17 protein-coding genes are annotated in these 20,802 nt (G+C 65.2%); 4 read left to right on the forward strand and 13 right to left on the reverse strand.

The window, feature by feature from the left end; all coding sequences use genetic code 11:
• Positions 1-33 precede the first annotated feature (33 nt).
• The gene (locus JQ507_24500; GenBank protein ID QRI68081.1) at positions 34-198 is read right to left on the reverse strand and encodes a Flp family type IVb pilin; all 165 of its coding nucleotides are present in this window, start codon (positions 196-198) and stop codon (positions 34-36) included.
• 144 nt (positions 199-342) lie between these two features.
• Between JQ507_24500 and JQ507_24505 the strand changes: the two genes are divergently transcribed.
• Both JQ507_24505 and JQ507_24510 read left to right on the forward strand, forming a co-directional pair.
• Positions 343-1,227, forward strand: coding sequence for a 50S ribosomal protein L11 methyltransferase (locus JQ507_24505; GenBank protein QRI68082.1), 885 nt, complete (start codon positions 343-345; stop codon positions 1,225-1,227).
• A complete protein-coding gene (locus JQ507_24510) occupies positions 1,224-1,730 on the forward strand; it encodes a hypothetical protein (GenBank protein ID QRI68083.1) in 507 nt (168 codons plus the stop codon). Before JQ507_24505 ends, JQ507_24510 begins: the two co-directional genes overlap by 4 nt.
• Before the next feature lie 18 nt (positions 1,731-1,748).
• Here JQ507_24510 and JQ507_24515 read toward each other — a convergent pair whose 3' ends face one another.
• Positions 1,749-1,934 carry a hypothetical protein gene (locus JQ507_24515; GenBank protein ID QRI68084.1) on the reverse strand — a complete coding sequence of 62 codons (186 nt, stop codon included), beginning with the start codon at positions 1,932-1,934 and terminating at the stop codon, positions 1,749-1,751.
• A 187-nt stretch (positions 1,935-2,121) separates the two neighbouring features.
• On the opposite strand from JQ507_24515, the gene JQ507_24520 reads away from it, so the two are divergent.
• Complete coding sequence (locus tag JQ507_24520) at positions 2,122-3,951, forward strand: aminopeptidase P family protein (protein QRI68085.1); 1,830 nt, start codon at positions 2,122-2,124, stop codon at positions 3,949-3,951.
• A gap of 279 nt (positions 3,952-4,230) precedes the next feature.
• On the forward strand, positions 4,231-5,523 hold the full coding sequence (locus tag JQ507_24525) for a multidrug effflux MFS transporter (GenBank protein QRI68086.1): 1,293 nt from the start codon (positions 4,231-4,233) through the stop codon (positions 5,521-5,523).
• 70 nt (positions 5,524-5,593) lie between these two features.
• Here the strand turns inward: JQ507_24525 and ligA are convergent, their stop codons facing one another.
• The 11 genes from ligA to JQ507_24580 all read right to left on the reverse strand — a co-directional run bounded on the left by ligA (position 5,594) and on the right by JQ507_24580 (position 20,794).
• Entirely contained in the window at positions 5,594-7,747 is a 2,154-nt protein-coding gene (ligA, locus tag JQ507_24530; protein QRI68087.1) for an NAD-dependent DNA ligase LigA, read from the reverse strand.
• Positions 7,748-7,754: 7 nt separating this feature from the next.
• Positions 7,755-9,425: a DNA repair protein RecN gene (gene recN / locus JQ507_24535; GenBank protein QRI68088.1), complete on the reverse strand. Its 1,671-nt coding sequence runs from the start codon at positions 9,423-9,425 to the stop codon at positions 7,755-7,757.
• A gap of 13 nt (positions 9,426-9,438) precedes the next feature.
• A complete protein-coding gene (locus JQ507_24540; protein ID QRI73497.1) occupies positions 9,439-10,332 on the reverse strand; it encodes an outer membrane protein assembly factor BamD in 894 nt (297 codons plus the stop codon).
• 333 nt (positions 10,333-10,665) lie between these two features.
• The gene (locus JQ507_24545; GenBank protein QRI68089.1) at positions 10,666-11,628 is read right to left on the reverse strand and encodes a UDP-3-O-acyl-N-acetylglucosamine deacetylase; all 963 of its coding nucleotides are present in this window, start codon (positions 11,626-11,628) and stop codon (positions 10,666-10,668) included.
• A gap of 349 nt (positions 11,629-11,977) precedes the next feature.
• Positions 11,978-13,759 carry a cell division protein FtsZ gene (ftsZ, locus tag JQ507_24550; protein QRI68090.1) on the reverse strand — a complete coding sequence of 594 codons (1,782 nt, stop codon included), beginning with the start codon at positions 13,757-13,759 and terminating at the stop codon, positions 11,978-11,980.
• An 89-nt stretch (positions 13,760-13,848) separates the two neighbouring features.
• Entirely contained in the window at positions 13,849-15,165 is a 1,317-nt protein-coding gene (ftsA, locus tag JQ507_24555; protein ID QRI68091.1) for a cell division protein FtsA, read from the reverse strand.
• A complete protein-coding gene (locus JQ507_24560) occupies positions 15,162-16,169 on the reverse strand; it encodes an FtsQ-type POTRA domain-containing protein (protein ID QRI68092.1) in 1,008 nt (335 codons plus the stop codon). Before JQ507_24560 ends, ftsA begins: the two co-directional genes overlap by 4 nt.
• A 332-nt stretch (positions 16,170-16,501) precedes the next feature.
• The gene (locus JQ507_24565) at positions 16,502-17,488 is read right to left on the reverse strand and encodes a D-alanine--D-alanine ligase (protein QRI68093.1); all 987 of its coding nucleotides are present in this window, start codon (positions 17,486-17,488) and stop codon (positions 16,502-16,504) included.
• A complete protein-coding gene (murB, locus tag JQ507_24570) occupies positions 17,488-18,405 on the reverse strand; it encodes a UDP-N-acetylmuramate dehydrogenase (GenBank protein ID QRI68094.1) in 918 nt (305 codons plus the stop codon). Before murB ends, JQ507_24565 begins: the two co-directional genes overlap by 1 nt.
• A 271-nt stretch (positions 18,406-18,676) precedes the next feature.
• Positions 18,677-20,080 carry a UDP-N-acetylmuramate--L-alanine ligase gene (locus JQ507_24575; protein ID QRI68095.1) on the reverse strand — a complete coding sequence of 468 codons (1,404 nt, stop codon included), beginning with the start codon at positions 20,078-20,080 and terminating at the stop codon, positions 18,677-18,679.
• A 24-nt stretch (positions 20,081-20,104) separates the two neighbouring features.
• On the reverse strand, positions 20,105-20,794 hold the full coding sequence (locus JQ507_24580) for a hypothetical protein (protein QRI68096.1): 690 nt from the start codon (positions 20,792-20,794) through the stop codon (positions 20,105-20,107).
• Positions 20,795-20,802 lie beyond the last annotated feature (8 nt).

A 20,802-nucleotide genomic window follows, 5' to 3' on the forward strand; every position in this document is an offset into this window, starting at 1 on the left:
GCCCGGTGCTTGCTTGAGAACGCCGCCTGCGAATTACTCGAGCGAACCTGCGATCGTGCTGGACGTTCCGCTCAAATTCGTGCCGATGCCATTCACCGCAGCGATGATGGCGAGGGCGATGCCGGTCGCGATCAGCCCGTATTCGATGGCGGTTGCGCCGGAGTCGTCGTCCAAATGCCTAACAAGAATAGCCCTCATTGCAGCCCTGCGCTTGGTTGTGATGCCCTGGGACGAGGGATACTGCGGTACCTAAGGTTGTTTGAATCGGGACCCTATCAGTTCTCGCGAAACTCGATTGAAATCCGGTTGAACTTTTAGCAAAAATCGCGCTAACGGCCTGCAATGACCCCATCCACACACCGCGCCAGCGTCACCCTGTCAGACGAGACGACCGCAAAGCGCGTCGTCGATGCGCTTTCCGAGCTCTTCTTCGAGGATCAGGCGGCATTTGCGGCCTTCGAGCGGCCGGATGGCCGCTGGGACGTCACGGTCCATTTTGCTGAACCGCCCGACCAGGCCTTGCTGCGCGAGTTGGTCGGCCAGGTCGTGCGGCCGGACATCGCATCGACTTTGGTCTTTGACACCATCGAGGCAAAGGACTGGGTCAAGGCCAGCTTGGAGGACCTGGTCCCGGTCGCGGCCGGCCGTTTTGTCGTCCACGGTCAGCATGACCGGCACAGGATCCCCCCCAACAAGCTCGGGATCGAGATCGAGGCGGCGCTGGCCTTCGGCACCGGTCATCACGGCACCACGCGCGGCTGCCTGCTGCTGCTCGACCACGTGCTGAAGGCCTATCAGCCGCGCCGGGTGCTCGATCTCGGCACCGGCACCGGCGTGCTCGGGATTGCCGCCGCCAAGGCGCTGCACGGCAAGGTGCTGGCGAGCGACATCGACCCGCCGTCGGTCAAGGTCGCCGAGGAGAACGCCTGGCTGAACGGCGCAGGGCATCTGGTGGACGTGATCCGTGCCACCGGCTTTGCCGCACCGCGCTTTGCCGCGGACGGGCCGTTCGATCTGGTGCTCGCCAACATCCTCGCCAACCCGCTGCGCCAGCTGGCGGGACCGATGGCGCAGCACCTCGCGTCGTCGGCGCAGGTCATTCTATCGGGCCTGCTGACCCACCAGGCGCCGGCGGTGATCGCCGCCTACCGCGCCCGCGGGCTGGTGCCGCTGCGGCATCTGAAGATCGAGGGCTGGAGCAGCCTGCTGTTACGCAGGGTCAAATGACCGCCCCCGGCAGACAGTGCGGCGACTGCACGCTCTGCTGCAAGGTGATGGCGATCGAAGAGCTGGCGAAGCCGGCCAGCGCATGGTGTCCGCATTGCGAGCCGGGGCGCGGCTGCCGGATCTATCCGGACCGGCCGGTGGAATGCCGCTCGTTCAGTTGCGTCTGGCTGGTCAACGAACTGCTGGAGGAGCACTGGAAGCCCTCGAGATCGAAACTTGTGCTCACCACCTCCGAAGACGGTCTCGAGGTCCGGTGCGATCCGGGATTCCCGGACGCCTGGCGCAGGGAGCCGTTTCGGAGCGAGTTGAGAGAATGGGCGGTCTCAGGCGAGACGCTCGACATGACCGTCGTCGTCATCGTCGGCCAGCGCATGACGCTGCTGACGCCGGAGTGCGAATTCGATCTCGGTATCGTCGGCCCCGATGAGCGGATCGTGCGCGAGCTCGATGGCACCAAGGTGGTCAACGCGACCGTGGCCAAGGCCTCGGACCTCGATCAATAAACGCGTTCTGCAGGCTGGCTACTTCGGCGTGACTGAATCGCGGCTGGTCGTCCCGACCTTGTCCCGAGCGGCCGCGCGCCGCGCACGCGCCTCGACAAAACGGTCGAGCATCTGGACGATGACGCCACGTTGCTTCTGCTCGATCGGTGCGATCGGGCCGCGGCGGACCGGCGGCGAAATCTTCTCAAACGTGAATGCAGGCATCGTGCATCTCCTCACCGTTGAGTTGAGACACTCCTGGACACTCCCCGTACGCTTGACCGGCGACGGTGGACATCGTCCGGTCACTTCCACTATGCCATGATTCAAGCATAAGTAATGCTGAAAATGTGGTCATGCCCCAGCGCGTCGGCGCGAAGATCATGCTGCATCCGGAGAGAGTGCAAAGGCGATGTTCGAAGCCCATTTCCAGACTTTCGAAGAACCCGAAGGCGGCGTTGCGCTGGCCGCACGGCTAAGCGCGCTGCGTGAGGAACTGGCGCGGCACAAGCTGACCGGATTCGTGGTTCCACGCGCCGACCAGCAGCAGAACGAGTACGTCGCAGCGTCGGAGGAACGGCTCGCCTGGCTGACCGGCTTCACCGGATCGGCCGGGCTCGCGATCGTGCTGGCCAAGGAAGCCGCCCTGTTCGTCGACGGCCGCTACACGCTGCAGGCCGGCAAGCAAGTCGACGCCAAGGCCTGGCAGGTCGAGCCGCTGGTCGAGCCGCCGCCGGAGCACTGGCTGACGAGGCATCTATCGGCCGGCGACCGCCTAGGATTTGACCCGTGGCTGCACACTTCTGCGGCAGTTGAACGGCTGACGGCGGCCTGCACCAAGGCCGGTGCCGAGCTGGTCGCCGTCGACGGCAACCCGGTCGATACGATCTGGCACGAGCGGCCGGCACCGCCGCTCGGCCCGGTTTCGATCCACGGCGCGCAATTCTCCGGCGAGATCGAGGCCGAGAAGCTGAAGCGCATCCGGCTCGAGATCAACAAGCTCGGCGTCGATGCGCTGGTGCTCTCCGACAGCCACGCGGTGGCCTGGACCTTCAACATCCGTGGCGCCGACGTCTCCCATACGCCGCTGCCGCTGTCCTACGCGCTGGTGCCGAAGGAAGGCCGGCCGCTGGTGTTCATCGATCACCGCAAGCTGTCCAACTCTGCGCGCGACCATCTCGAGCAATCCGCCGATGTCGAGGAACCGGCGGCGCTGACCGCGAAGCTCAGCGAGCTTGCCAAGCGCGGCGCCTCGATCGCGCTCGACGGCGCGACCGCGGCGGACGCCCTGAGCCGCCTGATCGCGGGCGCCGGCGGCAAGCCGGTGCGCGGCAACGATCCGGTCAGCCTGCTCAAGGCGGTCAAGAACCTCACCGAGATCGAAGGCACCCGCACCGCGCACCAGCGCGACGCCGTGGCGCTGACGCGCTTCCTTGCCTGGATCGACCGCGAGGCGCCCGCAGGCCACCTCACCGAGATCGACACCGTCGAGGCCTTGGAGACGTTCCGCCGCCAGACCGGCGCGCTGAAGGACGTCTCGTTCCCGACCATCGCCGGCACCGGGCCGAACGGCGCCATCGTGCATTATCGCGTGACGCGCAAGACCAACCGCCGCATCGTGCCCGGCGATCTCCTGCTGATCGATTCCGGCGCGCAATATCAGGACGGCACCACCGACGTCACCCGCACCATCGCGATCGGCAGCCCGACCGCAGAGATGCGCGATCGCTTCACCCGCGTGCTGCGCGGCCATATCGCGATCGCTCGCGCGATCTTCCCCGACGGCACCACCGGCGCGCAGCTGGACAGCTTCGCGCGGCAATATCTCTGGCAGGCCGGGATCGATTTCGAGCACGGCACCGGCCACGGCGTCGGCAGCTATCTCAGCGTCCATGAAGGGCCGGCGCGAATCTCCAAGCTCGGCACCACGCCGCTGAAGCGCGGCATGATCCTGTCCAACGAGCCCGGCTACTACAAGACCGACGCCTACGGCATCCGGATCGAGAACCTCGAACTCGTGATCGGCACCGACATTGCCGGCGCCGAGAAGCCGGTCAACGCCTTCGAGACGCTGACCTTGGCGCCGATCGATCGCCGCCTGATCGAGGTGAGCATGCTGAGCGAAGGCGAGTTGAACTGGCTCAACGATTACCATGCCCGCGTCGCACGCACGGTGCGCCCGCATCTCGACGACAACGCCACCAAGCTGTGGCTCGACGAGGCTACGGCGCCGCTGAGGTAGCTGGCACGCGAGCATCCACATGTTCGACGTCGTCCCGGCGAAGGCCGGGACCCATAGCCACAGCTATCTGCCGTTGCATGACGCTGGGGCCACAGCGCGCTTCAGCAATGCACGCCTGTGGTTATGGGTCCCGGCCTTCGCGGGGACGACGGTGTGCTTGTTGCGCGGGACGAAACATCGCCGCGGCGTCACCCGAAATGCATGGGCGTATGCCGAAACACCCGTATTCCGCGCGAACGGCCACGCTACAGTCGTTCCACAATGCGGAAACGGACCTGAATGCACGGCGTGATGGGCAAGCCGCGCGGCGCGGCGCAAGACAACATCAAAGACAACAACATCGCGACCTCGAAGGTCATGCTGCTGATGCTCGTCGTGATGACGGGCGTCGCGCCGATCTCGCTCTATATGCTGGTGCCGGCGCTGCCGGTGCTGGCGACCGATTTCGGCCGCGACATTTCCATCGCGCAGATGACCGTGTCGCTCTACATGGTCGGCATCGCGCTGTCGCAGCTGATCATGGGGCCGCTGTCCGACAAGTTCGGCCGCCGGCCGGTGCTGCTCGCGGGCCTCGGCCTGATGGTCGTGGCCGGCATCGGCTCGCTGTTCGCCGAAACCCTGCCGCAACTGATCGCGGCGCGCTTCTTCCAGGCGCTCGGCGGCGCCAGCGGCATGGTGATCAGTCGCGCCATCATCCGCGATCTCTATCCGCGCGAGCGGGTCGGCGCCATGATCAGCCTCGTGGTCGCCGCGCTGATGATCGCGCAGATGGTGAGCCCGCTGACCGGCGGTCTGCTGGAGACCGCTTTCGGCTGGCGCGCGATCCTCTATCTCATCACCGCGGCGTCGCTGACCGTGACCATCTTCATCGCGCTGGCACTGCCCGAAACCCGCCGCGACCGCGCCGACAGCTCGAGCTTCCGCAACGACCTCGGCAAGCTGATCCGAAGCCGCGCGTTCGTCGGCTATCTCCTGTGCCAGGTGCTGGCGTCGCAGATCATCTTCGCCTTCGCCGGCGGCGGCCCCTACATCGTGGTCACCCAGATGGGCCGCAGCAGCGCCGAGTATGGCGCATGGTTCGCGATGACCGGGTTCGGCTACTTCGTCGGCAATCTCTTGTGCGTGCGCTTCGCGCCGCGGCACTCATTGGAGAGGCTGATCTGGTTCGGCCTCGCGCTGCAGCTCGGCGGCAGCCTGTTGAACCTGATCTGGAGTTTCACTGGGGTAAACCAGGCGCCGCTCTGGCTGTTCGGCACCCAGATGATCGTGATGATCGCCAATGCCTTCGTGATGGCCAATTCGGCCGCCGGCGCCATCAGCATCCGGCCCGAAGCCGCCGGCACCGCCTCCGGCGCCATGGGCTTCCTGCAACAGGGCATCGGCTCGCTGATCTCGCAATTCGGCGCCTATCTCGGCGGCCATTCGACCACCACATTGCCGTTGACATCGGCGCTCTTTGCGATCTCGATCGCCTGCGCCTGCACCATGATCTTCGTGGTGCCGCGGCGCAACGTGGTGGTGAGCGAGGAGTTGATCGCGCAGGCCGAGGAAGATGAGCAGGGGATGATGTGACTGGCGCAATCGCGCCACGCCCTCCCTCGTCATCCCCCCGCGACAGCGGCAAGTGCGGCAGAGCCGCGCCTTACTCCTCGATCAGCTTCAGCCACTCGTCTTCGGTCAGCACCGCAACGCCGAGCTCGCGCGCCTTGGTCAACTTCGACCCGGCTTCCTCGCCGGCGACGACGTAGTCGGTCTTTTTCGACACCGAGCCGGCAACCTTGGCGCCGAGACGCTCGGCCATCGCCTTGGCTTCGTCACGGGTGAATTTGGTCAGCGACCCGGTGAACACCACGGTCTTGTCCGAGACCGGCGAGCTCTTGCGCGGCTGCTCGGCAGGCTTCACCTCGATCTGGCGCAGCAATTCGCCGAGCGCCTTGACGTTGCGCGGCTCGGCAAAGAACTCGACCACTGCGTCCGCAACGATCTCGCCGATGCCGTCGATGTCGTTGAGGTCCTGGTAGGCTTCGGTGGTGTTCTCTTCGTCCTGGCTGCCCTTGGCTGCGGCCAGCATCGCCTCACGGAAATTCTCGATCGTGTGGTAGTGCCGCGCCAGCAGCTTGGCGTTGCCCTCGCCGACATGGCGAATGCCGAGCGCAAAGATCAAGCGGTGCAGCTCGATATTGCGGCGCGCGTCGATCGCGTCGAACAGGTTGCGCACCGAGGTCTCGCCGTAGCCTTCGCGCTCCATCAATTTCGAGGTCGAACGCGCGTCCCGCTCGCGAAGGGTGAAGATGTCGACCGGCGACTTCACCAGCCCATCCTCGTAGAATTCCTGGATCTGCTTCTCGCCGAGACCATCGATATCGAAGGCGAGACGCGACACGAAATGCTTCAGCCGCTCGACCGCCTGCGCCGGACAGATCAGCGCGCCGGTGCAGCGACGCACCGCCTCGCCTTCCTCGCGGATCGCATGGCTGCCGCATACCGGGCAGGTGTCGGGAAACTTGTACGGCTTTGCACTCTTCGGCCGCTTGTCCAGAACGACGCCGACGACCTGCGGGATGACGTCGCCGGCGCGCTGCACCACGACGGTGTCGTCGATACGCAGATCGACGCCGTCCCGGATCGGATTTCCGTCGTTGCCGATCCCTTTGATGTAATCTTCGTTATGCAGCGTCGCATTCGACACCACGACGCCACCGACCGTGACCGGCTCCAGCCGCGCGACCGGCGTCATCGCGCCGGTGCGCCCCACCTGGATATCGATCCCCTTGAGAACAGTCGTTGCCTGTTCGGCGGCGAATTTGTGTGCGATGGCCCAGCGCGGGCTGCGCGACACGAAGCCGAGCCGCTCCTGCCAGTCGAGGCGGTCGACCTTGTAGACGACGCCGTCGATGTCGTAGCCGAGCGATGCCCGCTCCTCGCCGATCTTGTTGTAGAATTTCAAGACATCGTCGACGCTGTGGCAGAGCGTGATCAATGGATTGACCACGAAGCCTGCCTTGTGCATCCACTCCAGCATGCCGTGCTGGGTGTCGGCAGGCGGCTCGCTCATCTCGCCCCACGTATAGGCGAAGAATTTCAGCGGCCGTGACGCGGTGATCGAGACATCCTTCTGGCGCAGCGAACCCGCCGCCGAATTGCGCGGATTGGCAAAGATCGTGTCGTCGGCCGCAGCCTGCTTCTTGTTCAGCTCGAGGAAGTCCTTCTTGAGCATGTAGACTTCGCCGCGCATCTCGCAGGCGGCCGGGAAATTGCGGCCCTTCAGGCTGTGCGGAATGTCCTTGATGGTCCGGACATTGGCAGTGACATCCTCGCCAGTGAAGCCGTCACCACGGGTCGCTGCGCGGACCAGCTCGCCGTTTTCATAGCGCAGCGAGAGCGACAGACCGTCGATCTTCGGCTCGGCGACCAGCGCCGGAATGTGATCGGCATCGAGCTTGAGAAAGCGCCTAATGCGCTCGACGAACTCGGTGACATCTTCGTCGCTAAATGCGTTGCCGAGCGACAGCATCGGAACGACGTGCTGCACCTTGGCAAAGCCGCGGGCCGGCGCAGCACCGACAGTTTGCGTCGGTGAGTCCGTGGTGACGAGGTCGGGAAACTTCGCCTCGACCGCTTCCAAGCGGCGCCGCAGGGCGTCGTAGGCCGCGTCCGATACGGTCGGCGCGTCCTTCTGATAGTAGCGCTCGTTGTGTCCCTCGATCTCGAGCGAAAGCCGCATGTGCTCGACCTTGGCTTGCGCCTTGGTGAGCTTGTCGACGTCGACCAGCGCTTTCTTCGCCTTGGTGGCCATCGGCGAACTAGCTCGCCGCCCGGAGCAGCCGTTCCGCCGCGGCCCTCGCCTCGGCGGTGATCTCGGCGCCGGCCAGCATGCGCGCGATCTCTTCACGGCGATGGTCGGCAGCGAGCGCGTTGACGCGGGTGGCTACGCGCTTGCCCTTGTCGAGCGCATCCTTGGAGATCAACAGATGCTGGCTGGCGCGGGCCGCGACCTGCGGCGCATGGGTCACCGCCATCACCTGTACCTTGCCGGCGAGGCGCGACAGCCGCGAGCCGATCGCGTCCGCCACCGCGCCGCCGACACCGGTGTCGATTTCGTCGAACACCAAAGTCGGCGCCGAGCCGCGATCGGCCAGCACGACCTTCAGCGCCAGCAGGAAGCGCGACAGCTCGCCACCGGAGGCGACCTTCATCATCGGTCCCGGCTTGGTGCCCGGATTGGTCTGGACCCAGAACTCGACGCGGTCGATGCCCTCAGGCCCGGGCGCGGCGGCATTGGCCTCGACCTGGGTCATGAATTTCGCGCGCTCGAGCTTGAGCGGCGCGAGCTCGGCATTGACCGCCTTGTTGAGCTTCTCGGCCGCCTTGCTGCGCGCCGCCGATAGTTTTGCGGCCGCAGCAGCATAACGCTTGTCGGCCTCAGTGGCGGCCGCCTCCAGCTTTTTGAGCTGATCGGCGCCGGCATCGATCAGCGCGACGTCATTGGCGTATTGCGCCGCCAGCGCGGCCAGCAGATCCACCGGCGTCGAGTATTTGCGCGAGGCGGCGCGCAGCGCGAACAGCCGCTCCTCGATCCGCTCGAGCTCGGCCGGATCGAAATCAGTCGCCGCCAGCGCAGCGTGCAGATGCTGATCGGCTTCCTCCAGCGCATTGATCGCGATGTCGATTGCTTTCACGGCCGGCTCGATCAGTCCGGGCGCATTGGCGGCGCGCCGCTCCAGCCGGCGCACCGCGGCCGACAGCGCCGACACCGGCGAATGCGGTCCGCCGATAGCCTCCTGCGCCTCGCGCAGATCGGTCGCGACCTTCTCACCCTGCATCATGGTGGTGCGGCGGTTGGCGAGTTCGGTCTCCTCGCCCTCCTTCGGCGCCAGCGTCTTCAATTCCTGCGAGGCATGGCGCAGATAGTCGGCCTCACGCGCGGCGCGCTCCATCCCGGCGCGGTGCTCATCGAGCGCGGCACCGGCGGTCCGCCTGATATCCCATAGCGCTTCCAGCGTCACGACGTCCTTCTCGTGGCCGGCGAAGGCGTCGAGCAGCTGGCGGTGGGTGGAGGCGTCGACCAGCGCGCGCTCATCGTGCTGGCCGTGGATTTCGACCAGAACGGCGCCGACCGCCTTCAGGGTCTGCACGCTGATCGCCTGATCGTTGATGAAGGCGCGGGTGCGGCCATCGGCGAGCTGCACGCGGCGCAGGATCATCTCACCGGTGTCGTCGAGGCCGTTCTCGGCGAGGATTTTGGCCGCCGGATGCCCCTTGGGGACATCGAACATCGCGGTGACCTGCCCCTGCTCGGCGCCATGGCGCACCAGGCCGGCATCGCCGCGGCCGCCAAGCGCCAACGCAAAGGCATCGAGCAGGATCGATTTGCCGGCGCCGGTTTCACCGGTCAGCACCGCCAGGCCACGGGAAAATTCGATATCGAGCCGCTCGATCAGGACGATGTCACGGATCGACAGACGGGCCAGCATGCGAGGACAATTCCTAGCCGAGACCTATCTTCTTGAAGGTCCTGCTGATCCAGGATCCCTGATTCTCGCTCGGCTCGAGACCGCCGGACTTTACTAGATTATACGCGTCCTTGTACCAGCGGCTGTCCGGAAAATTGTGGCCGAGAACCGCGGCTGCGGTCTGCGCCTCGCCGGCGATACCGATCGCCATATAGGCCTCGGTGAGCCGGTAGAGCGCCTCTTCGACGTGACGGGTGGTCTGATACTGGGTGACCACGGTCTTGAAGCGGTTGATCGCGGCGGTGAAGTCGCGCTTCTCGATGTAATAGCGTCCGACCGCCATCTCCTTGCCGGCGAGTTGGTCGCGCGCAGCCTGGATCTTGTTCTTGGCCTGGGTGGCGTATTCGGAGGTCGGATATTTCCGCACCACCTCTTCGAGCGCCGCGATCGCCTTCTCGGTGCGGCTCTGGTCACGCGAGATGTCCGGGATCTGGTCGAAATGCGATGCCGCGATCAGGTACTGGGCGTAGGACGCGTCGGGGCTGCCGGGATGCAGCGTGACGTAACGGGTCGCCGAGCCGATGCAGCTGTCGTAGTCGCCGGCCTGGTAGTACGAATAGGCCGACATCAGCAGCGACTTGCGGGCCCAGTCCGAATAGGGATGCTGACGGTCGACTTCCTCGAACTTCTTCGAGGCCGCCTTCAGGTCCTTCTTCTCGTTCATCATGTACAAGCCCTCATTGTAGAGCTTGTCCGCGGGCTCATCGACGAACGTATCGTCCTTGGCCATGAACTTGTCCCACAGCGCGCCGGTGCCGCAGCCTGAGAGCGGCAGGGCCAGCACGATCAGGCCCGCAGCAAAACGCAGCGTGCGCGCGGCCTTGGTCAGGCCGGAGACGTCAGAAGAAGAGCGTGGTTCGAGCGCCATACGCATTGCCGACATGAATTGTAAAACCTGACGCCTTTGATGCGGTTAACGGCGACCCCACTTCACCCATGAACCGCGGTCATGGGTGTCATATCTCTCGTGCCGTTGGCGCCGTATCAAGGCAGCCGCCGGCCTGTTTAACCGAAAAATGACCGTGGACCAACCGAATACGGAGCCATTCCGCCGGGAATAAGGCGACCCGACGAAGCTCACAGTCTGCTGTGGTTATTACGGAAATTGGGCCGACCGCCTAGGCGATCAGGACTTGGGCGATCAGGACTTGGGCGATCAGGACTTGGGCGATCAGGACTTGGGCGATCAGGACTTGGGCGATCAGGACACGTCCGGGCCGTAGGCCGGGGCGACGAGGCCGCCCGCCATGCCGGCACCGGCCTCGACATGTCCGCGGACCGGCCGCCGCGCCGTCTCCGATTCGACCACGCGCCAGGCGCTGCGGTCAGCGAGCAGCGCCTTCAGCACCGCATTGTTGAGCTTGTGACCGCCCCGCACCGAACGATAGCTGCCGAGCAGCGGAAGGCCGGCCAGCGCGAGATCGCCGATCACGTCGAGCACCTTGTGGCGGGCGCACTCGTTGGCGTAGCGCAGCCCCTCGACGTTGAGCAGGCGGGCCTCGTCGAACACCACGGTGTTGTCGAAGGATGCGCCGAGCGCGAAGCCAGCGCCCCACAGCCGTGCCACGTCATTCATGCAGCCGAAGGTCCGGGCCCGCGCAACGTCGCGGCGGAAACCTTCTGGCGAAAGATCGAAGGAGTAGGTCTGGTGACCGATCACCTTGTTGGCGAAGTCGATCTCGACTTCGGCGCGGAACCCGCCGGCGAACGGACGAAGCTCGCCCATCGCATCGCCGATCTTGACCTGCACCGGCTTCAGCACCTGGATGAAGCGGCGGACGGCGGGCTGGGTCACAATGCCGGCCTGGTCGATGGCCGCAACAAACGCCGCAGCGCTGCCGTCCATGATCGGAACTTCCGACCCATCGATTTCGATCGTGGCGTTGTCAACGCCCATGCCGCGCAGCGCGGCCAGAACGTGCTCCGCGGTCGAGACCAGCGGCCCTTCGCGGTCACCCAGCACCGTCGCGAATTCGGTCGCGATCACAGCATCGGCAGTGGCGGTGACTTCGCGGTCTGCACCATCGAGACCGGTGCGGACAAAAATAAAACCCGCATCGACAGGTGCAGGTCCCAGCGTGAGACTAACAGGAAGACCGGAATGAACGCCTACGCCAGTCACGGTGGCTTGCGACCGAAGCGTTGTTTGACGGCTGAACTTCATTCGATAATGCCCACTACCCGACTTCGCTCAATTCAAGTGGCCAAACTTCCCCAAGGCCGACTCGCTTGAGCTCCCCAAGTCACGGCAGACCATAGTGATTTCCTAAACCGCGCCAACTCACGCTTCTTTACCGATTGTTACCCCATCTCTGCCGCATTCGCGCCCAAGCTTAACCAAATTGCGGCAGCGAAAACGGCCCTCGGCGAGTGGCTATCTGACCACCGAAAGAATAATTAATGATTTAAAATCAGTTGCTTGCTGGCCAAGCACAACTGCATGCCCGTCTAAGGCAGAAGGCCCCGGCGGTTCCCCGCCGAGGCCTTCTTCGTCGTCAAGGTTGTAACAAACTTCAGTTTGCCTGCCGGCGCAGGAAGGCCGGGATATCAAGATGGTCGTCGCCCTGTGGCGCCGGAGCAACAGGCGCCTGACGGCCGTGAGCATCCAATCCCTGAGGGGCCGGTCGCTTTGCATACTCCGATACCGGCTGCTCGTTCGCCGAGATCTGCTGGGCAACGCTGCGGGCCGGCTTGCGCTCGGGCAGCGGGGGCATCGTCGGCATCGCCGGACCGGAGGCGCGGGCAGCGATCGGCGGCTCGGTCTCTTCGTCGCGGCGGCCGAGGCCGACATTGGCGAGCCGCTGCAGCAGCGACAGCCGGGTCTTCTGCGGATGCTCCGCCTCACCGTCACCGCTGGCCTGGCGAATCTCGGCCTGCGCCGGCATCGGCAGATCCTCGAACTTCGGCATCCGCGGTGCCCGCACCGGCGACCGCTCCGCCGCCTGCGGGATGAAGGTCTCGGGCGGCATCGGCTCGTGCTGCTCGGCCCTGGCCGCTTCGTGATCCGGGAACAATGTCGGCTTCTGAGCGATCGGCCGCACCGTGACGTCACCGTAGGAGGCTGGCTGCATCGGCGCCTGGGCGGCCGGTGCGCTGTCAGGGGCAACCGCCGCGGCGATCGCCGCGAGTGCGGCACGTTCCACCGCCGGGCGCGCCTGGGTCGCAGCAGCAATCGGAGCGACCGTCACGCCGGTCGGCGGCTCGAGCTTCTGGGCGCGCTCGGCCATACGCTGGTTGTCGGCACGCAGGCGTGCGGTCAGATCGGCGAGCCGGCTCTCCGGCGAACCGCCCTGTTGCTGCGCGGGGGCCTGGGCACGGGACGCAATCGCGGCCTGCTCGATGCCGGTCGCGACCACCGAGACACGAATGATGCCGTCGAGCGATTCGTCGAAGGTGGCGCCGACGATGATGTTGGCGTCGGCATCGACCTCTTCACGGATGCGGGTTGCGGCTTCGTCGACCTCGAACAGAGTGAGGTCCTTGCCGCCGGTGATCGAAATCAGCAGGCCGCGGGCGCCCTTCATCGACGAATCGTCGATCAGCGGGTTGGCGATCGCAGCTTCGGCGGCGGTCAGCGCGCGCTTCTCGCCGGTGGCCTCGCCGGTGCCCATCATCGCCTTGCCCATTTCCCGCATCACGGCGCGGACGTCGGCGAAGTCGAGATTGATCAGGCCTTCCTTGACCATCAGGTCGGTGATGCAGGCGACGCCCGAGTACAGCACCTGGTCGGCCATCGCGAACGCGTCGGCGAAGGTGGTCTTCTCATTGGCGACCCGGAACAGGTTCTGGTTCGGAATGATCAGCAGGGTGTCGACCACCTTGTGGAGCTCGGAGATGCCGTGCTCGGCGGTGCGCATGCGGCGCTGGCCTTCGAAGTGGAACGGCTTGGTCACCACGCCGACGGTGAGGATCCCCATCTCGCGGGCAGCCTTGGCGATCACCGGCGCAGCGCCCGTGCCGGTGCCGCCGCCCATGCCGGCGGTGACGAACACCATGTTCGCGCCGGTGAGATGATCGCGAAGCTCGTCCATCACCTCCTGCGCGGCCGCTGCACCGACATCGGGCTGCGAACCGGCGCCGAGGCCCTGGGTGACCTGGGTACCCATCTGGATGATGCGCTGCGCTTTCGACATCGTCAGCGCCTGCGCGTCGGTGTTGGCGACGACGAAGTCGACGCCCTGCAACCCGGCGGTGATCATGTTGTTGACGGCATTACCACCCGCGCCGCCGACGCCGAAGACGGTGATCCGCGGTTTCAGCTCGCTGATGTCAGGGGGTGTCAGATTGAGTGCCATGGTTGCCTCTCTCGATTATGCGCGCGTTGGTTCGTCCCGGCCGCTGGCCGCGGGAGCTGGTGAAAATGCAGTGAGCCGGGGGGCGGTCATCAGAAGCCCTCGCGAAGCCATCGTCCGACCTTTCCGAAGTAACCGTCCGTCCCTGTCCTAAGCTGCCGCGTGCGCCGCGGTTCGACATGTTCAAGGTGAGCGTATTGCGGATAAACCAGGAGGCCCGTCGGCACAGAGAACGAGGCGCCCTTCGCCTCGTTCGGCAGCCGGCCGAAGCCGAGCGGGCGGCCGATGCGCACCTGACGGTTCAGGATCCGGGTAGCAAGCTCGACGGTGCCGGTGAGCTGCGACGCGCCGCCGCTCAGCACGACGCGCGCCCTCGGCTCTGCCGCAAAGGGGGAATCCGCGAGCCGGTCACGGATCATTTCGAAAATCTCCTCGGCGCGATGCCGGACAATGTTCGCGATCGTGGCGCGAGACACGATTTGCGGGGTCTCCCGATCATCGCCTGCAGTGGGAACGGACATCAGCTCGCGCGAATCCGATCCGCCGGTCAGCACCGTGCCGTATAAAGTCTTGATTCGCTCGGCATCCGCAATGCACGCGCCGATGCCGCGCGCAAGATCCATCGTGATGTGTTGCCCGCCGAGCGCAAATCCGGATGCGTGCACGAGGCGGCCGCCGGAATAGGTCGCGATCGTGGTCGAGCCCGCGCCCATCTCGACGACGGCAGCACCGAGGTCGGCCTCGTCGTCGGTCAGCACCGACAGACCCGCGACATAGGGGCTCGACGCCATGGCTTCGACGTTGAGATGGCAGCGCTCGACCACCAGCATCAGGTTCTTGGCGACCGTCGCATCCGACGTCACCACGTTCATGTCGACGCCGAACTGGCGCGCCACCATGCCCCTGGGATCGCGGATGCCCTTGACGCCGTCGAGCGCGTAGCCGACCGGCAGCGCGTGCAGCACGGTGCGGCCGGCGCCGGCGGCGTGACGCATGCCGGCGGAGGTGACGCGGCTGATGTCGTCAGCGGTCACCGAGCCGCCGCGGATATCGGCCGCGGCCTCGACCAGCTGGCCATGCTGCCTGCCGCCGGAGACCGACAGCAGAACGGATTCGACACGGACCTTGGCCATGCGCTCGGCCAGCGCCACGGCATGGCGCACCGCCTTCTCGCATTCGGCGAGGTCGACGACGGAGCCGGCCTTGACGCCGCGCGACTGGATCTGGCTGTAGCCGATCAATTCGACCGCATGGGTGCGGCCGCGCAGCGCCTCGTTCGGCGGCGACGGCTTGAGCCGCGCGATCATGCAGGCGATCTTGCTGGAGCCGACGTCGAGCGAAGCCACCATCGCGGTGCGCTTCGGCATCGGACGGGTCTTCGGGGTCAGATTGCGATCGAGGCCGGTCATGCGCTGTCACCGGCCTTCTTCTTGGACTTCTTGTCCTTGAACAGTTCGTCGCGCGCCTTGCCGGCTTCCTCGGACAATTGCACGATCAGCCGATCGGGCAGCCGCATGTCGACGGCGACGATGTCGCGCGAGAACAGCTTGTCGTCCTTGTCGAGCTTGGAGAGCGCGGCGAGTGCGTTGCCGACATCGTTCTCCGGCAGGCGGACGTCGAGGCCGTCCTTGAGGCGCAGGTTCCAGCGCCGCTCACCGACGAAGATCGCGGCCTTGGTCACCGCACGCACCTGCGGATAACGGTCGAGCAGCGCCAGGAAGTCCTGGGCGCGCGTGTCGGCGCCCTTGCCTACCACCAGCGGCAGGTTGAGGAAGCGGCGCGTGACGTAGGGCTCGAGCACGGCGCCGTCGGAGGCGATCACCGACAGGCGGCCGTTCTGTTGCCACAGCGCGAAGGCGGTGCGCTCGACGATGTCGATCTGCAGCCGGCCCGGATAGAGTTTCAGGATCGTGGCATCCGCGATCCAGGGATTGGCCTTCAGCTTGGCGCGCACGGTATCGGCGTCGAGGAACAGCAGCGAGGAGCGGCCATTGACGCCGCCGATCGCGAGCACCTCGTCCTGGCTCAGCTGCTTGCGGCCGTTGATGCCGACGGTGGTGATGCGGAAGCCCGCGGAATTCGCCAGCGCGTTGCGGGTGTCGCTGAGCGCCGTGGTGAATTCCTCGACATGGCCGCCCCGGACGATGCCGAAGCCGACGCTGCCGAACAGGATCGCGAGCGTCGCGACCAGCCCGATGCGGCGCGGCAGATAGTGCTCGACCATCTGGATGTAGCGGTTCGGCGGCTCGCGATCGATCAACTGCGGCCGCTTGGCGGGACGCTGCCGGCGGCGAGCGAGATGGGCGCCGACATACTCGCGCAGCAGCACTGCCGCTCCAATAGCGGCTGCTCTCAGGTCAGCTTGGGGCCCCAGCGATCGCACCGATCGGGTGAGGCGTCCTGCACCATCCATTGCACGAACTCGTCACGTGTTGTGCCCGCAAACCCTGCGGATCCCGGCACAAATCACGTCTCGGCTAGACCGGTGGGATTAGAGTGGCCCCCTGTTCCCTGGTTGCGATCCTCGAAGCGGTAATCCGCGACAGCTCACGCCCCGGCAGCCAAGCGCTACATGCGCCGCCAGCGTTAACCTTCGGGCTTCCTGGTAAACAAACGGTAAATGAGTTCGGCCTGGAGTGAATTTTGATCAACGCTTTGAGTACTTTGCCGCGAACCCGTCAGCATTTTTGCAACAGCGCCGGGTTCCATCGTACCGAGTCGTGCGGGTTCCCCACCCGTCCGGCCTTAACGTCTGGCGCGGCGGCGGCCGAGCTCGATCTGGTCGCCCAGGAAGTCGGCAAACCCGATCCCCTGTGCTTTCAAGGCCTTAGGGTAAAGTGATGCCGCGGTCAGCCCGGGCAGCGTGTTGGTCTCGAGGTAGACCGGGCCATTAGCCGACACGATGAAGTCGCTCCGCGAGTAGCCGGTGCAGGACAGCGCGCGGTGCGCCCGCAACGCATGGTCCATGATCGCGGCGCTGACCTCGGGCGCGAACCGGCCGGGACAGATCTCCTGAGTCGACTTCAAAAGGTATTTGGCTGTGTAGTCGAAGCCTCCCTCCGCCGGCACGATCTCGATCGGCGGCAGCGCGAACACTGAGCCGTCGGATTGCTCGAGCACGCCGCAGGTCGCCTCCACGCCCGAGACGAAGGGCTCGATCAGATAGTCTTCATGCTTGGCCGCGTTGCGGACCGCGACGAGGTCCTGCTGCGCGTTGACGAAGATCAGCCCGTAGCTCGATCCGTCCTTGGCGGGCTTTGCGATCAGTTTGCCGTGCTTCGCGAAGGCGTCGTCGATCTGCTCGACGCTGATGCCCTGCGGCGCGTTGATGCCTGCGATCGCGGCAAAACGCTTCGCCGACGGCTTGTCGAACGCCAGGTGCGACGACGCCGAGCCGGAGCCGGTGAACGCGACGCCGCGCATCTCGCACATCGCCTGCAATTCGCCATTCTCGGCGCGGCCGCCGTGCAGGCCGAGCACCAGCACGCGCTGCTCGGCGCTTGCCTTGTCGAGCGCCTGGTCGAGCGCGATGCCATGACCGGGCGGCCTGAAATCAACCTCGAACGGCCGCGCGTGGCCGAGCAGCTGTTCGGACGTCACCGCATGCACGGTGTCGTCGACGTCCCAGAACCAGAGTTCCGCGCCCGGCAGCGCGCGATGCAGCGCCTGCGCGCTCGCCACCGAAACCAGCCGCTCCTTGTTGGTGCCGCCGAACAGAATGGTCACCGTCATCAGCTTGTCCCGATCCGCTTGATTTCCCAGTGCAGCTCAATCCCGCTGGTCTGCTTGACCCGTTCACGCACCGTCTCGCCGAGCGTCTCGATATCGTGCCCGGTGGCGTTGCCGGTGTTGATCAGGAAATTGCAGTGCATCTCCGAGACCTGCGCGCCGCCGACCTTGAGGCCGCGGCAACCCGCGGCGTCGATCAGCTTCCAGGCGCTGTTGCCGGGCGGATTCTTGAAGGTCGAGCCGCCGGTCTTTTCGCGGATCGGCTGCGCGGTCTCGCGATGGGTCTGCACCTCGTTCATGCGGGCGCGGATCGCATCCGCATCGGTGATCCGGCCGCGGAAGCGCGCCGAGGTGAAGATAACGGACGCATCGACGCCGCTGTTGCGATAGACGAACTTCATCTCGGCATTGCCGAACGTGTGCCTGGTGCCGTCGCGACTGACGCCGGTCGCCTCCACCAACACATCCTTGGTCTCGCCGCCATTGGCGCCGGCATTCATGCGCAGTGCACCGCCGATCGTACCGGGGATGCCGAAGAAGAATTCCATGCCGCCGATATTTGCCGCAGCCGCCGTCTCGGCGACGCGCTTGTCGAGTGCCGCGGCACCGGCGGTGACGACATCACCGTCAGCACTGGTCTCGCCGAATGCGCGCGGCGCCAGCCGGATCACCACGCCGGGCATGCCGCCGTCGCGCACGATCAGGTTGGAGCCGACGCCGACGACATAGACCGGCAGCTCCCGCGGCAGGCGCTTCAGGAAGTAGGCGAGATCGGCTTCATCGGCAGGCGTGAACAGCACCTGCGCCGGGCCGCCGACACGAAACCAGGTCAGCTCGGCCAGCGACTGGTTGGCCAGCAGCCGCCCGCGCAGCTCCGGCATCGCGGCTTTCAGGTCGGGCGTGATGTCGGGGAAGGTCATGATGCGGCAATTAATGCAAGAGCTGGATTGAGAGCGCAGCGTGCTGCGATTTCCGTCAGCGCCTGGGGCTCACCCCTCTCCCCACCCCTCCCCCGCAAGGGGGGAGGGAGCCGGATGAGCGTGCTCGCCTCACCCCGTATCATGCTTCCGCTCTGACTCGTTGAGTGAGTTAGGGACGTACCAGCGGATGGGTTCCCTCCCCCCTTGCGGGGGAGGGTTAGGGAGAGGGGTGAGCCGCACGGGCGGTGTTCGTAAAGGGCGACGACCGTCATCACCCCAGCGCCTTCAATTCGCCGGGCAGTGCATAGGCCCATTGCGTGATGTTGCCGGCGCCGAGGCATACGACGAGGTCGCCGGACTTGGCGAGGCCGTGAACGATCTTTGCAAGTTCGCCCGGGTTCGGCAGCGGCACCACGTTGCGATGGCCGTGGGCGCGCAGGCCGGCGGCGAAATGGTCGCGGTCGACACCTGCGATCGGCGCCTCGCCGGCCGGATAGACCTCGGCGACCACGACCGCATCGGCGTCGTTGAAGCAGGTGCAGAATTCCTCGAACAGCGACTGCAGGCGGGTGTAGCGATGCGGCTGCACCACGGCAATGATCTTGCCGTCGGTGGATTCCCGCGCCGCCTTCAGCACGGCTGCGATCTCGACCGGATGATGGCCGTAATCGTCGATCACGGTGATGCCATTGGTCTCGCCGGTCTTGGTGAAACGCCGCTTGACGCCACCGAAGCCGGCCATCGCCTGGCGGATCACGTCGTCGGACACGCCGAGCTGATGCGCGACCGCGATCGCCGCAGTCGCATTGGATGCGTTGTGGCGCCCGGGCATCGGCAGCATGATGTCCTCGATCTCATGCGTCGCGCCGGTCTTGCGATCGCGGATCGCCACCTTGAATTTCGAGCCGCCACCCATCGGCGTCAGATCCAGCAGCTGCGCATCGGCCTGCGGATTCTGACCATAGGTGATGATGCGGCGATCCTCGATCTTGCCGACCAGGGTTTGTACCACCGGGTGATCGGTGCACATCACGGCAAAGCCGTAGAACGGAACATTCTCGACGAAATTGCGGAACGCATCCTGGATCGCCTCGAAGGTCTTGAAGTGATCGAGATGCTCGGGATCGATGTTGGTGACGATGACCACGTCGGACGGCAGCTTCAGGAAGGTGCCGTCGCTCTCGTCGGCCTCGACCACCATCCAGTCGCCGGCCCCGAGCCGCGCGTTTGAGCCGTAGGCATTGATGATGCCGCCATTGATCACGGTCGGATCGAGCCCCCCGGCGTCAAGCAAGGTCGCGACCATCGTGGTCGTGGTGGTCTTGCCATGGGTGCCGGCGATCGCAACGCAGCTCTTCAGCCGCATCAATTCGGCCAGCATCTCGGCGCGCCGCACCACCGGAATGCGCCGCTCACGCGCCGCCATCAGCTCGGGATTGTCGCGCTTGATCGCAGTCGAGACCACGACGACGTCGGCGCCGTCCACGTTCTCCGCGGTGTGGCCGACCGAAACCTTGGCGCCCTTCTTGCGCAGCCGGTCGAGATTGTAATTGTCGGACGCGTCCGAGCCCTGCACGGTGTAGCCGAGATTGATCAGCACCTCGGCGATACCGCTCATGCCGATGCCGCCGATCCCGACGAAGTGAATGGGTCCGATCTCGCGCGGCAGTCTCATGATCGTCGTTCCTCTTGGAGCGCTTCAATCGCTGTTTGGCGCAATGACAACAAGAATCGCATAGTGCTCGATGCTTCCATATGGTCGCGGGCTTCCCAGAAGACTTTCCAACGAAAAGGGCTGAAGGCACACCTGATCTATAACCGGTTGAGACAAGTCAATCGGATAAAATCCCTCCATGAGCCATTTGAAAGTTCCGGAGCTATTGCAATCAAGCCCGATCTCTTGCAGCTGCGATCTGTATTTCATCAAGTCGGAAAGGAACGGCAGATCCCATCCAAGTTGCGTATTGTAATAAGAGGTCGCGATTTCAAGGCACTTGAACTCCACCTCAGGCTTGAGCAAAACGCGTCGGCCAACAAGCCGCTGCTGCCTGCACGCATGCCCCGCGGCTTGGTGATTGAGGAGACACCATGGATGGTCCGCAGCCAACACAGGGACCATATCCGTGAAAGCAACGAACGCGGCCACGCGCATTCGTTGAATGGTTTCCGCGTGCGACGAACTGCCTTCGACATTGCCCAGCCAATCTGACACAGGCGCGGTTCCTGTATCCGTCCATTGGGTGGCGGCCCACGCTTTTCGAAGCTCCGGCGGTGCGAACGGGTTGTCCGGAGACCCAATCGACCTCAGTGAAATCATCCGGTTATCATAGGAATGGAAACCGCGGAGCGGCCCAAGAACAGCTTCAACTTCTGTAGCGTTGACCGTCATGCGCCCCT

The sequence above is a fragment of the Bradyrhizobium sp. PSBB068 genome, from assembly GCA_016839165.1.
Lineage (GTDB): Bacteria > Pseudomonadota > Alphaproteobacteria > Rhizobiales > Xanthobacteraceae > Bradyrhizobium.

What these genes read in the sequence shown, in the direction of transcription:
- JQ507_24560 (QRI68092.1), bottom strand. Translation starts at nt 16,169, where the DNA reads ATGGATGGTGCAGGACGCCTCACCCGATCGGTGCGATCGCTGGGGCCC.
- JQ507_24565 (QRI68093.1), bottom strand. Translation starts at nt 17,488, where the DNA reads ATGACGGTGACCATTCTGTTCGGCGGCACCAACAAGGAGCGGCTGGTT.
- JQ507_24515 (QRI68084.1), bottom strand. Translation starts at nt 1,934, where the DNA reads ATGCCTGCATTCACGTTTGAGAAGATTTCGCCGCCGGTCCGCCGCGGC.
- JQ507_24545 (QRI68089.1), bottom strand. Translation starts at nt 11,628, where the DNA reads ATGAAGTTCAGCCGTCAAACAACGCTTCGGTCGCAAGCCACCGTGACT.
- ligA (QRI68087.1), bottom strand. Translation starts at nt 7,747, where the DNA reads ATGGCCACCAAGGCGAAGAAAGCGCTGGTCGACGTCGACAAGCTCACC.
- JQ507_24580 (QRI68096.1), bottom strand. Translation starts at nt 20,794, where the DNA reads ATGACGGTCAACGCTACAGAAGTTGAAGCTGTTCTTGGGCCGCTCCGC.
- JQ507_24525 (QRI68086.1), top strand. Translation starts at nt 4,231, where the DNA reads ATGCACGGCGTGATGGGCAAGCCGCGCGGCGCGGCGCAAGACAACATC.
- JQ507_24505 (QRI68082.1), top strand. Translation starts at nt 343, where the DNA reads ATGACCCCATCCACACACCGCGCCAGCGTCACCCTGTCAGACGAGACG.
- ftsA (QRI68091.1), bottom strand. Translation starts at nt 15,165, where the DNA reads ATGACCGGCCTCGATCGCAATCTGACCCCGAAGACCCGTCCGATGCCG.
- recN (QRI68088.1), bottom strand. Translation starts at nt 9,425, where the DNA reads ATGCTGGCCCGTCTGTCGATCCGTGACATCGTCCTGATCGAGCGGCTC.
- JQ507_24575 (QRI68095.1), bottom strand. Translation starts at nt 20,080, where the DNA reads ATGAGACTGCCGCGCGAGATCGGACCCATTCACTTCGTCGGGATCGGC.
- ftsZ (QRI68090.1), bottom strand. Translation starts at nt 13,759, where the DNA reads ATGGCACTCAATCTGACACCCCCTGACATCAGCGAGCTGAAACCGCGG.
- JQ507_24500 (QRI68081.1), bottom strand. Translation starts at nt 198, where the DNA reads ATGAGGGCTATTCTTGTTAGGCATTTGGACGACGACTCCGGCGCAACC.
- JQ507_24540 (QRI73497.1), bottom strand. Translation starts at nt 10,332, where the DNA reads ATGGCGCTCGAACCACGCTCTTCTTCTGACGTCTCCGGCCTGACCAAG.
- JQ507_24520 (QRI68085.1), top strand. Translation starts at nt 2,122, where the DNA reads ATGTTCGAAGCCCATTTCCAGACTTTCGAAGAACCCGAAGGCGGCGTT.
- JQ507_24510 (QRI68083.1), top strand. Translation starts at nt 1,224, where the DNA reads ATGACCGCCCCCGGCAGACAGTGCGGCGACTGCACGCTCTGCTGCAAG.
- murB (QRI68094.1), bottom strand. Translation starts at nt 18,405, where the DNA reads ATGACCTTCCCCGACATCACGCCCGACCTGAAAGCCGCGATGCCGGAG.